This is a genomic window from Micromonospora sp. I033, from assembly GCF_053890995.1.
Genome location: NZ_JBSSLX010000184.1, coordinates 1 through 11,512 on the forward strand (window position 1 = coordinate 1; position 11,512 = coordinate 11,512).

Sequence of the window (11,512 nt, forward strand, 5' to 3'; positions counted from 1 at the left end):
GGGTGAGGTCGGCGAAGATGGAGGCGCCGTCGCAGCCCACGTGCAGCGGGTACCAGCGCGGGGTGCCGGGTGGGCGCTGACCGCAGATGCCCTTGAAGGTCTGCACGTCCAGCAGGCGGACGTGGGTCGGGTCGGCCACCGCGTTCACGTGGCGCCACCAGGGGCTCATCACGTGCAGCACGCCGCCCGGGCGCAGCGCCCGGTGGCACTCGTCGAGCAGCGGCAGGAAGTCGATCAGGTGCTCCAGGATGTGCACCGCGAAGAAGACGTCCACCGAGTCGTCGGCCAGCGGCAGCGAGCCGGACAGGTCGGCCACCGCGTTCACCCCGGGCGCCGGGTAGATGTCCAGCCCCAGGTTGCCCGGCCACTGCTTGGTCGCCCCGCAGCCCAGGTCCACCACCACCGGCGCCCGGCCGGCGACGCTCACCCGGCACCAGATGCCGAGCACCCCGGCGAGCCGGCCCACCAGGTCCCGGACCAGCCGCAGCTGGGCCGGGTCGGCGACCGCGCCGTCGAGGTGGGCGACGCCCCGGTCGAAGCGCACCTCGACGGTCAGGCCGCGCAGCCGCTCGTCGTGCCGGGCCAGATCGGCCCACGCCTCGGCGAGGAAGCCGTCGACCTCCCGCAGCCGCTCGCCCGACAGTGCGGATTGCGCGATCGCCACCATGCGCCACCTCCGGGCGGCGCGATACCCGCATCCCCGCCCGATATGCCTGGCCTGCCCGAGTCCCGGCCACTCGCTGCCCGGAAACCGGCACCGGGCGGTTGATCCACTCCACCTCGCCGAGCATCCGGCATCCGGCGATGGCGCCACATCGGCGAGCTGGAGTGGATCAGGGAAGGGTCGGCGGTCAGCCGGCGATGGTGCGGCGGGCGGTGCGGGAGCCGCGCATCCGCTGGCGCGGCTGCGGTGCGGCCGCCTTCGGCCGTTTGAGGTGGTAGCGGTGCAACTCGTTGTTGCCGGGCAGCGACGGATCCTCGCTCATCGCGACCAGTTCCCAGCCCTGGTCACCGGCCCGGTTCAGGTGGGCCAGCGCGGTGTCGCCGTACGGCGTGACGTCGATCATGGAGCCGTCCGGGCCGTACCAGATGAAGACGACCTCCCACCCGATGTCGGTGGTGGCGGCCTGGCGGCGGCGGACCAGCAGCGCGTACTCCCACTTGAGCATGGAGTCATTCTCACCCCGCGCGACCGGGTCGGCACGGATCAATCCTCGGCAATCCGTCCGTCCGCCACCCGCAGCCGCCGGTTGACGCTCACCGCGTCCAGCATCCGCCGGTCGTGGGTCACCAGCAGCAGGGTTCCCGGATAGCCGGCCAGGGCCGATTCGAGCTGCTCGATGGCCGGCAGGTCCAGGTGGTTGGTCGGCTCGTCGAGCACCAGCAGGTTCACCCCGCGCCCCTGGAGCAGGGCCAGCGCGGCCCGGGTCCGCTCGCCGGGGGAGAGGGTGGCCGCCGGCCGCAGCACGTGGTCGGCCCGGAGGCCGAACTTGGCCAGCAGCGTCCGCACGTCCGCCGGGTTCAGCTCGGGTACGGCCGCGCCGAACGCGTCCAGCAGCGGCTGGTCGCCGAGGAAGAGCCCGCGGGCCTGGTCCACCTCGCCCACCACCACGCCCGGGCCCAGCGCGGCGTGCCCCTCGTCCAGTGGCAGCCGGCCGAGCAGCGCGGCCAGCAGGGTGCTCTTGCCGGAGCCGTTCGCCCCGGTGATCGCCACCCGGTCGGCCCAGTCGATCTGGAGGTCCACCGGGCCGAGGGTGAAGTCGCCGCGGCGTACCACGGCGCCCCGGACCGCGGCCACGACGGCGCCGGCGCGGGGCGCGGCGGCGATCTCCATCCGCAGCTCCCACTCCTTGCGCGGCTCCTCCACCACCTCCAGCCGCTCGATCAACCGCTCGGTCTGCCGGGCCTTGGCGGCCTGCTTCTCGGTGGACTCGGAGCGGAACTTGCGGCCGATCTTGTCGTTGTCGGTGGCCTTGCGCCGGGCGTTCTTCACGCCCTTCTCCATCCAGGCCCGCTGTGTCCGGGCCCGTGCCTCCAGCTGGGCCCGGGTGCCGGCGTACTCCTCGTACTCCTCGCGGGCGTGCCGCCGGGCCACCTCGCGCTCCTCCAGGTAGGCCGCGTAGCCGCCGCCGAAGTGGTTGACCTGCCCCTGGTGCAGGTCCAGCTCCACCACCCGGGTGACCGTCCGGGTGAGGAACTCCCGGTCGTGGCTGACCAGCACCGTGCCGGCGCGCAGCCCGGTGACGAAGCGTTCCAGCCGGTCCAGGCCGGCCAGGTCCAGGTCGTTGGTGGGCTCGTCGAGCAGGAAGACGTCGTACCGGCTGAGCAGCAGCGAGGCCAGCCCGGCCCGGGCCGCCTGGCCGCCCGAGAGGCCGGTCATCGGATGGTCGAGGTCGACGCGGAGGCCCAGCTCGGCGGCGACCTGCTCGGCCCGCTCGTCCAGGTCCGCCCCGCCCAGGTCCAGCCAGCGCTCCAGCGCCGTGGCGTACGCGTCGTCCGCGCCCGGCGCCCCGGCGGTCAGCGCCTCGGTGGCGGCGTCCAGCGCGGCCTGCGCCGCGGTCACCCCGGTGCGCCGGGCCAGGAAGCCCCGGACCGTCTCGCCCGGCCGGCGATCCGGCTCCTGCGGCAGGTAGCCGACGGTGGCGGCGGGCGGGTTCAACGCCACCGAGCCCTGCTCCAGCGGCTGGAGCCCGGCCAGGGTGCGCAGCAGGGTGGACTTCCCGGCGCCGTTCACCCCGACCAGCCCGACCACGTCGCCCGGCGCGACCACGAGGTCCAGGTCGGCGAAGAGGAGGCGGTCGCCGTGCCCGGCGGTGAGGTCCTTGGCGATCAACGTGGCGCTCATGAGGAGATCGAGCCTACCGGCGCGGGCACCCGCGGCGAATCGGATGACCCGGGCTCGGGGCGCGACCGAGGTGAGGAAGACTCACAGCCGTGGTGACCACTCTGGCGATCGACTGCGGGGGCGGCGGGATCAAGGCCTCGGTCCTGGACGCCGCGGGGACGATGCGGGCCCGGCCGCTGCGCGTCCCCACGCCGTACCCGCTGCCGCCGGCCCTGTTCGTCAAGACGCTGCTGGATCTCGGCGGCCGGCTGCCCGCGGCGGACCGGCTCACCGTCGGGATGCCCGGCATGATCCGGCACGGCGTGGTGGTGGCCACCCCGCACTACGTGACCCGCTCCGGCCCGCGCAGCCGGGTGGATCCCGGGCTGGTCGCCGAGTGGTCCGGGTACGACGCGCGCACCGCCCTGGCCGAGGCGTTCGGCATCCCGGCGCTGGTACTCAACGACGCCGAGGTGCACGGCGCCGGAGTGGTCGCCGGGACCGGCTGCGAGCTGGTGCTGACCCTCGGCACCGGGCTGGGCAGCGCCCTCTTCGACGGCGGGGTGCTCGCCCCGCACCTGGAGCTGTCGCACGCCCCGGTGCGCTGGAACACCACCTACGACACGTACGTCGGGGAGCCGGAACGGCGCCGGCTCGGCGACGCGTTCTGGTCCCGGCGGATCCGGCAGGTGGTGGAGGGCCTGCGGCCGGTCTTCCGCTGGGACCGGCTCTACCTCGGCGGGGGCAACTCCCGGCTGATCCGGCCGGAACAACTGGCCCGGATGGGCGACGACGTCGTGGTCGTCCCGAACACTGCCGGAATCGTCGGTGGTGTCCGGGCCTGGGAACTGGTCGGCGACCGGTACGACCCGACTCCCTGAGCGATCACGCCCGAAGGAACACTCGCGGTACGGCCGGTGTTGTGCCAGCGTCGGAGAAAGCGCTGGCGCGACACGAGGAGGTGGGTCAGTGGATCTTCTGGCGGACTACCGGCGGGCGACCATGTTCTTCGAAGCGGGTGACCCGACCGGAGCGGCCCGGCTGCTCGAACCGATCGTCGAGGCCGAGCCCGGCAACTCCTCGGTACGGCAGCTGCTGGCCCGCGCGTACTTCCAGTCGGCCCAGCTCAACCGGGCCGAGGAGCAGCTGCGCGAGCTGGTCGACCGGGACCCGAGCGACCACTACGCGCACCACGTGCTGGGCCGGACGCTGGAGCGGATGAACCGCCCCGTCGACGCGCTGCGGCACCTGCGCATCGCGGCCGCCATGTACTCGACCAACGCCGACTACACGGCGGCACTGCGCCGGGTGGAGGGCAAGGTCGGCGGTCGCTGACGGTTGACGCCGAAGGGCAGCCCTGCCGGGCTGCCCTTCGGCGTACCTACGATGGGTTGGTGAAGCTCAAGCTCGATCTCCACGACATCTACAACCGGGGCTACGAGATCGACCGTGCCCTGCGGGACATCATGAACGAGGCGGTGGCGAAGAAGGCCAGCATGGTGGAGATCATCCCCGGCAAGGGCTCCGGCCAGCTCAAGAAGAAGGTGCTGCGCTTCCTCGACCAGAAGGACGTCAAGCAGCTCTACCACCGGGTCGAGAAGGACTCGAAGAACTTCGGCCGCCTCTTCGTCCACTTCCGCTGGAAGTAGTGGGGTCGTCTCTGATCACCGGAGACAGCTGCGGAGAACCGACCGGACGCTGAGCAGTCCGATGGCGGCCACCGAGATCGCGATCATCGGAAGGCTGACGAACAACATCGAGACGAACACCAGGCCGGGGTCCGTTCCCTCGATCCCCGCACTGTCTCGGTACACCCAGGCAAGGGCGGCCACCCAGGCGACTGTCATCGCCGCGTTGACCGCCACCGAGCCGTACCAGGCCCATCGTCGTCCGGGTGCCAGGCGAGCAGCCGACAGGACGGCCAGGCCGCTGAGCGACAGCCCTCCGGCGATGAACCACAGGTCGCTCCAGTAGGCCGGACGGGACCTGGGCGCGATCAGTATGACCACGTCGAACAGCGCCGCGAGGCCGACTGGTGCCGCCTGAAGGAACGTGATGGCCCGGGCCACCTGAGCCTGCCACGGCAGCGACCACCCACCTGTCATGGATCTATTCATGCCGGTGGGAGTCTCGCCGCCGTCGCGCCGTGGTAACAGGATGGCGTTGGTCGATCTGACGGCAGGCCCGAGGTGGGGATTCGGTCCGGTCCCGTCCCTGTTCGCTGCTAGCGTCGAAGCGCGGCCAGGGGACGCTGCACGGAGGAGATGGTCCGGCTGTGTTCGACGGATTCGAAGAATTCGACATCCCCACGTCCGGTGCGACGATCCACGGACGTCGCGGCGGAAGCGGGCCTCCCGTCCTGCTCCTGCACGGCATTCCCGAGACGCACCTCATGTGGCATCGCGTAGCGCCGCGGCTCGCCGAGGATTTCACGGTGGTCGTCACGGACCTGCGGGGCTGGGGCGACAGCGGCAAGCCGCCGAGCACCGCCGATCACGAGCCGTACAGCATGCGCGCCCTCGCCCGCGACCAGGTCGAGGTCATGCGGAGTCTGGGCCATGAGCGTTTCCACCTCGTCGGCCACGATCGCGGGGCCCGTTGCGCCTACCGTCTCGCGCTCGATGAACCCGCCGTCGTCACTCGGCTGGCCGTCCTGGACGTCGTTCCCGTCGGCGACGTCTACGACCGTGCCGACAGGGCGTTCAGCCTGTCCTACTGGGTCTGGTCCTTCCTGGCGGCGCCGGCGCCGGTGCCGGAGCGGTTCATCGACGCGGCGCCCGCCGTGCTCGTCGACTTCATGCTCGACACCTGGCCTGAGGTGAAGGACGTGTTCCCCGCCGAGGTGCGTGCCGCGTACGTCAAGCAGTTCAGCGACCCCGCCACGGTCCACGCGATCTGCGAGGAGTTCCGCGCGGCCGCGACGGTGGACTACCAGCAGGACGAGGCGGACCGGGGAAACCGGAGGATCAATTGCCCGGTGCTGTTCCTCTGGAGCCAGCGGGGCCAGGTCGCGAAGCTGTACGACGACCCGCTCCGCATCTGGCGGGAGTGGGCGGACGACGTGCGCGGCGGGCCCGTCCCGGTCGGGCACTTCATTCCGGAAGAGGCCCCCGAGCAGACCACGGAGCAGCTCCTGGATTTCCTGCGGTAGGCGCGGAAGGAGTTCAGTCGGTGCAGCAGCCGTCCGCGCAGCCCGAGAGCTGGCCGGTCTCCGCGACCGGGAGCGGCGCGCAGTCGTCGCAGTGCTCGCCGCGCCAGGCCTCCCGGCCCTCCTTCACCGCGACCGCGGCGATGACGAGCGCGGCGATCGGGTCGGCCCACGACCAGCCCCAGGCGGCGTTGACGACCAGGCCGACGAGCAGCACCGCCGACAGGTAGGTGCACAGCATGGTCTGGGTGGAGTCCGCCAGGACGGTGGCCGAGCCGAGTTCCCGGCCGGTGCGCCGCTTGGCCCGTACGAGCAGTGGCATCACGATCAGCGAGGTGACCGCGATGCCGATGCCGACCGGGCTCTGTTCGGCCTCGCCGCCGGTCAGCAGCGACCGCAGGGCGTCGACGGTCACCCAGGCGGCCAGGGCGAAGAACGACACGGCGATCAGTCGCAGTGCCCGCCGTTCCCGGTCCTCCGGCCCCCGGGAGCGGAACTGCCAGATCACCACCGCCGCGCTGGAGACCTCGATCAGGGAGTCGAGGCCGAAGCCGAGCAGCGCCGTGGACGACGCCGCCGCGCCGGCGGCGAGCGCGACCACGCCTTCGAGCAGGTTGTAGCCGGCGGTGGCGTAGGCCAGCCACAGGCTGCGGCGGGACAGCGCCGCGCGACGATCCGGGGTCAGCAGCGACACGCTCACGCCGCCGCCCCGGCGGCAGGTCCGGCCGGGGTGCCGTAGACCGGGCACAGGGCGACCGCGTCACCCGTGGCGGCCAGGACCTGTTCGGCCGAGCGCAGCAGGTCCAGCAGTTCGGGCCGGGTGAGCGCGTACCGCGACTGGCGGCCCTCGACCCGGTAGTCGATCAGGCCGCAGTCACGGAGGCACGCCAGATGCCTCGACACCGTCGACTGCGCCAGGCCCAACTCGCCGGTCAGGTCGACCACCCGGGCCTCGCCGGACGCGAGCCGGCGCAGGATCGCCAGGCGGGTCGGATCGCCGAGGGACCGGAACAGTGCGACGGCCGGAGCCAGCCCGGGGGGACAACCAATCGCCATGGCGCGATGATAGCCGGATTCAACGATGGGAAAGTGAGAACCCGGGAATGCCGATCGGGGGACGGGTCGCCGCGGCGCGACCGATAATCCTCGGGGACGCAGCGTCGCCCGCGACCTGGCGTCGACGGGCGGCGGGGAGGCCGGGCATGACCAGCGGAGGCAGCAGCGAGCTGGTGCGCCGGCCGAACGGGTCCACCCGGGCCACCCTGCTGGAGCTGCTCTTCGACGTCGTCTTCGTGGCGGCGCTGGCGCTGGTCTCGATGCTGATCGCGGAGCGGGGCTCGTGGAGCGGCGTCGCGCCGGTCGTGATCATGCTGATGGCGGTCTGGTGGACCTGGTCGATCACCTCGACCACCACCGACTTCTACGACCCGGACCAGCGACCGATCCAGGCCATTCTGATGGTGACCATGCTCGGTGCCGTGGTGACGGCGGCGGCGCTGGCCGCCGACTCGCACGCGCTCGTCTTCGCGGTCGGCTACGTGACCCCGCACCTGGTGCGGGGGGTGGTTCTGGTGACCGTGCTGCACCAGCACCGGCACCTGGCCGAGCAGCGGGCCGCCCGCTTCCTCTTCTGGTTCGTGATTTCCAGCTTCTTCTGGATCGGCGGGGCGCTGCTGCCGGACGGGTGGCCGTTGACGCTGTGGGCCCTCGCGGTGACGATCGACTACGTCTCGGCCGCGGCGCGTTACCCGACGCCCGGTCTCGGCCGGGTGCCGTTCGGGCAGTACGAGAAGACGACCGAGCACCTGGGCGAGCGCTACCAGCAGTTCGTCATCCTGGCGCTCGGCGACGTCATCCTGGTGCCGACGCTGGAGATCAGCACCGCGGAGTTCACCCTGCCCCGGTCGGCCGCCTTCCTGGCGGCCTTCGCCACCATGCTGCTGCTCTGGCAGGTCTACGTCCTGGGGGCCGGCGCCATCGTGCGGACCTCGGCCCCGCGGGTGCTCCGCCGGGCGACCCGGCTGGCGCCGTACACCCACCTGGTCATGTTGACCGGCATCGTGTGCACCGCCGCCGCGGCCGACCTGGTCGTCGAGCGGCCCACCGGCGACACGCCGGGGCGGTGGATCGCGCTGATCCTCGGCGGGCCCGCGCTCTTCCTGCTCGGGCGCACCCTGTTCACCTACCGGATCGTCGGCACGATCCCGTGGCACCGGGTGTTCTGGCTGCTGCTCCTGCTGGCCGCGATGCCGTGGGTGGGCGGCTGGCCCCCGGTGCTGGTCACCAGCCTGGTCGTGCTGATGCTGGCGGGGGTGGTGACCGGGGACGCCATGGGCAGCCGGCTGACCCGGCCCCTGATGCGGGGACGGCCCGGCTGATCCCGCTCAGCCGAGCGGCGGTGCTTCCTCACCCAAATAGTTGCCCGGAGTAACTGATTGCCCGGCAGCAAGGACAGAGCTGGTTGATCTAAGGTCTCCTGACCCGCTGACCGTGGCCCCTGGGCGATCCCCCGGGGGCCACACCGCTCGCCACCGGCGGCGTCAGCCTTCCCTGCGCACCCGGTAGGCGAGGTGGGTCACACCGTTGCCCTGGACGACCCCGGTCGGACCCTCCAGCTGGACGGGTGCGATCCCCAGGTCGGCGAAGAGCGGGATGCCGTCGCCGAGCAGGACCGGGACGAGATCCACGTGGACCTCGTCGAGCAGGCCGGCCTCCAGCACCTGCGTGGCGATGGTGCCGCCGTTGACGCCGACCTCCTTGTCGCCGGCGATGGCCTTCGCCCGGTCGATCGCGGCCTCGATGCCGTCGGTGACGAACACGAACGAGTCGCCCTCCCGGTCCCAGCCCTCCGGCACGTGGTGCGTGACCACCACCACCGGCACGTTCATCGGGTGCCGGCCGCCCCAGCCGTTGGTCATGTCGAAAAGCCGCCGGCCGACGACGAGCGCTCCGGTGCGCTCGGTCAGCGCGCGCAGGTGTTCCGCGCTCGCCGCCGACGTGCGGAAGGTCATCTCAGGGTTGGCCGTCGGCGTCTCCACGTCGCCGTTGCCGTACCACTGGAAGAGGTGTTCGAACCCACCGTGGGACGCGTCGGCGATGTAGCCGTCCAGCGACATGGTGGCTCCGGTGGTCACCTTCGTCATTGCTCTGCTCCTCGGGATCGTGAACGTGTTCCTCACCCGGGAGTAGAAGCTGGGCCGCCTCCCTCGACATCCGTCCCGAACTTTTTTCCGCGGCCGGCTACCGGGGATAGGTCCGGGCCACCGCCAGCATCTCCGAGCTGTGCGAGCCCACCACGCCGACGTCCGCGGGCCGGGCCCGGAAGCCGGGCAGCCCGCCCAGCCCGTCGCTGGCGTCCATCGCGCGCAGGTTCACCTGCCCCGCCTTCGGCGCCAGGGTCAGGGTGACCTCCACGCCCTCGGGCGGCGGGGCGTGGAAGACGACGCCGAAGCCCCACCGGCCGTCGCGGGCCTTGACCGGCACGTCCCGCCCGGCCACCGTGGCCGAGCGGACCTCGGCGGTGGCCGTGTCCACGTGCAGGGTCAGCAGGCGGACCGGCCGCTGGGGCACCACCCGGACCCGCAGCACCCGCTGGTCGCCGGAGCGGGTGTCGGAGAGCGTCTCCAGCTTCGGGGCGGGCAGGTTCGCCGCCTGCGCCGGCCCGGCCCGCAGCTCGCCGTCACCCAGCCCCGGGAAGTCGTCGGCCACGGAGACGCTGTCGTCGACGTAGCCGTCGGTCCAGGGCTGCGGGTCCTCCTCGTGGCTGAGCCACTGAGCCTTGCCGGTGCCCGTGTCGAGGGCGTACATGAGGTGAGTCGGCACGGGGTGGGCGGCGTCGAAGCGGTCGACGGACAGGCCGACTCCGGCGAGCACCACGGCGGCGAGCGCGGCGGCGCCGGCCGGCAGCGTGCCGAGCCGGCGGGCCCGGAGCGCCACCAGGCCGCGCTGGCCGCCGGCCTGCGGGTGCAGCAGGTCCACCACGGGCAGCGCGGCCAGGCCGAGCAGCACCGCGAAGAGCGCCGCCACGCCGCCCATGCCCATGCCGAGCGCGGGGAAGAGCAGCACCACCGTGGGCAGCAGGATCACCACGGCCACCGCGCCGGCCAGGGTCACCGCGACCACCGGCCAGGGCCCGTCCCGCCGGGTGGCCAGCGCCGCCAGGCCGGCCACCGCGCCGGCCAGGGCGGGCAGGGTGGTCAGGTACGCCCCACCGGGCACCAGCAGGGCGAGCAGCACCCCGAACAGGGCCAGCCAGACCAGCCCGCCGAAGGCCAGGGCGGCCGGGCCGAACCGGCGGCGGGTCAGCGCGTACCAGGCGAACAGGATCGCGGCGGCGAGCGCCACCACGGCAAGCCGGTACCAGACCGGGCGGTAGGGGTCGAGCAGTTCGGCGTAGCCGGGGTGGACCGTGGTGATCGCGGTCCAGAGCAGCCACGCGCCCAGCGGGGCGGCGACGACCGGCACCAGGGCCAGCCCCACGCCGGCCGCCAGCCGCCCGGCGGTGGCCCGGCCGCGCCGGCGCAGCAGCCAGCCGAGCGCGCCGACCGCGAGCAGGGCGGCCAGCGCCAGCGGCAGGGTCAGCCACCCGGGATAGCGGACCAGGCCGCCGGGCACCGGGAAGTAGGTGTCGTCGTGGCCGGAACGCAGGTCGCGCAGGTCGGTCCGGCCGAACTCGCGGGCCAGGCCGAGGGCGTTGTCGCCGTGCATCTGGAGGCTGCCCCGGTTCATCGCCGCCGGCACGTCGAGCGGGGTGTGGTAGACCGCGCCCCCGTCGATGTACGCCGAGTTCAATCCGACGAAGCGCTGGTCGAGGAAGGCGGTGAAGTCGGTGTCGTTGGGCAGCGCCCGGTAGATCTCCACCGCGAACGAGGTGCCCACCGGGTGCGGGGCGGCCCGACCGAAGGCCTCCACCAGCTTCGCGTTGTTCCGGGACGTCTCGAACATGATCACCGGACCGGTGGAGCCGCGTGCCTCCAGGTTGAGCACCACGCCGCCGTCGGCGGCCAGCGGGTGGTCGGCGGCGAAGCCGGCGGCCCCGCAGAGGCACGCCTCCTCCGCGTCGGTGAGCACGAGCACCACGTCGTTGCGGGGGCGCGGGCCGGCGGTCAGCGCCCGGGCCACCTCCAGGATGGCGGACGTGCCGGCCGCGTCGTCGTTGCCGCCCGGCCCGGACTGCACCGAGTCGTAGTGGGCCACCAGGAAGACCCGCCCGGTGGGGTCGGTGCCGGGCAGCCGGGCCACCACGTTGCGGACCCGGGCCAGGGCCGCGCCGCCGGCCGCCCCGCTGAGCTGCCCGGCCTCCGGGGCCACCGTGTCCTGCACCTCGGTCTCCAGGCCCAGCCCGCGCAGCACACCCACGATGTGCTCCCGGACCTGGTCGTTGGCGGCGCTGCCGGCCACGTGCGGCCGCGCCGCGATGACCTTGACGTTCTGGTACGCCCGCTCGGCGCTGAACGCGTCCGCGGGTGCGTCGGCGGGGCGCGGCGCCGGGGTGGCCAGGTCGACCAGGACGCCGGCGCCGACGGCGAGCAGCGCGGCCC

The 11,512-nt window shown here is 73.0% G+C and carries 13 protein-coding genes; 5 read left to right on the plus strand and 8 right to left on the minus strand.

What is annotated here, in order from left to right:
- The 3 genes from ACW0Q9_RS24065 to ACW0Q9_RS24075 all read right to left on the minus strand — a co-directional run.
- Window positions 1-667 (minus strand): methyltransferase domain-containing protein (locus ACW0Q9_RS24065; RefSeq protein WP_456184952.1); only part of this gene is annotated, 667 nt, incomplete at its 3' end.
- A 184-nt stretch (window positions 668-851) separates the two neighbouring features.
- On the minus strand, window positions 852-1,169 hold the full coding sequence (locus tag ACW0Q9_RS24070) for a hypothetical protein (protein WP_091317692.1): 318 nt from the start codon (window positions 1,167-1,169) through the stop codon (window positions 852-854).
- Window positions 1,170-1,207: 38 nt separating this feature from the next.
- A complete protein-coding gene (locus tag ACW0Q9_RS24075) occupies window positions 1,208-2,845 on the minus strand; it encodes an ABC-F family ATP-binding cassette domain-containing protein (protein WP_456184954.1) in 1,638 nt (545 codons plus the stop codon).
- An 89-nt stretch (window positions 2,846-2,934) separates the two neighbouring features.
- Here ACW0Q9_RS24075 and ACW0Q9_RS24080 point away from each other — a divergent pair, with 89 nt between their 5' ends.
- The 3 genes from ACW0Q9_RS24080 (at window position 2,935) to ACW0Q9_RS24090 (ending at window position 4,473) form a co-directional block, all read left to right on the plus strand.
- On the plus strand, window positions 2,935-3,705 hold the full coding sequence (locus tag ACW0Q9_RS24080) for an ROK family protein (protein WP_456184956.1): 771 nt from the start codon (window positions 2,935-2,937) through the stop codon (window positions 3,703-3,705).
- Window positions 3,706-3,793: 88 nt separating this feature from the next.
- Entirely contained in the window at window positions 3,794-4,159 is a 366-nt protein-coding gene (locus tag ACW0Q9_RS24085; protein ID WP_456184958.1) for a tetratricopeptide repeat protein, read from the plus strand.
- A 59-nt stretch (window positions 4,160-4,218) separates the two neighbouring features.
- Window positions 4,219-4,473, plus strand: coding sequence for a Smr/MutS family protein (locus ACW0Q9_RS24090; protein ID WP_212831464.1), 255 nt, complete (start codon window positions 4,219-4,221; stop codon window positions 4,471-4,473).
- 15 nt (window positions 4,474-4,488) lie between these two features.
- Here the strand turns inward: ACW0Q9_RS24090 and ACW0Q9_RS24095 are convergent, their stop codons facing one another.
- On the minus strand, window positions 4,489-4,929 hold the full coding sequence (locus ACW0Q9_RS24095; protein WP_456184960.1) for a hypothetical protein: 441 nt from the start codon (window positions 4,927-4,929) through the stop codon (window positions 4,489-4,491).
- Between the two features lie 170 nt (window positions 4,930-5,099).
- On the opposite strand from ACW0Q9_RS24095, the gene ACW0Q9_RS24100 reads away from it, so the two are divergent.
- Window positions 5,100-5,975, plus strand: coding sequence for an alpha/beta fold hydrolase (locus tag ACW0Q9_RS24100; RefSeq protein WP_456184962.1), 876 nt, complete (start codon window positions 5,100-5,102; stop codon window positions 5,973-5,975).
- Between the two features lie 13 nt (window positions 5,976-5,988).
- Here the strand turns inward: ACW0Q9_RS24100 and ACW0Q9_RS24105 are convergent, their stop codons facing one another.
- Window positions 5,989-6,672: a cation transporter gene (locus ACW0Q9_RS24105; RefSeq protein WP_456184964.1), complete on the minus strand. Its 684-nt coding sequence runs from the start codon at window positions 6,670-6,672 to the stop codon at window positions 5,989-5,991.
- Window positions 6,669-7,028 (minus strand): ArsR/SmtB family transcription factor, encoded by a 360-nt coding sequence (locus ACW0Q9_RS24110; RefSeq protein WP_456184966.1) that lies wholly within the window; start codon window positions 7,026-7,028, stop codon window positions 6,669-6,671. Before ACW0Q9_RS24110 ends, ACW0Q9_RS24105 begins: the two co-directional genes overlap by 4 nt.
- 146 nt (window positions 7,029-7,174) lie before the next feature.
- On the opposite strand from ACW0Q9_RS24110, the gene ACW0Q9_RS24115 reads away from it, so the two are divergent.
- Window positions 7,175-8,350 (plus strand): low temperature requirement protein A, encoded by a 1,176-nt coding sequence (locus ACW0Q9_RS24115; protein ID WP_456184968.1) that lies wholly within the window; start codon window positions 7,175-7,177, stop codon window positions 8,348-8,350.
- A 162-nt stretch (window positions 8,351-8,512) separates the two neighbouring features.
- Here ACW0Q9_RS24115 and ACW0Q9_RS24120 read toward each other — a convergent pair whose 3' ends face one another.
- Entirely contained in the window at window positions 8,513-9,115 is a 603-nt protein-coding gene (locus ACW0Q9_RS24120; protein ID WP_456184970.1) for a dihydrofolate reductase family protein, read from the minus strand.
- Between the two features lie 97 nt (window positions 9,116-9,212).
- A partial coding sequence (locus ACW0Q9_RS24125) for a M28 family peptidase (RefSeq protein ID WP_456184972.1) occupies window positions 9,213-11,512 on the minus strand: 2,300 nt, incomplete at its 5' end.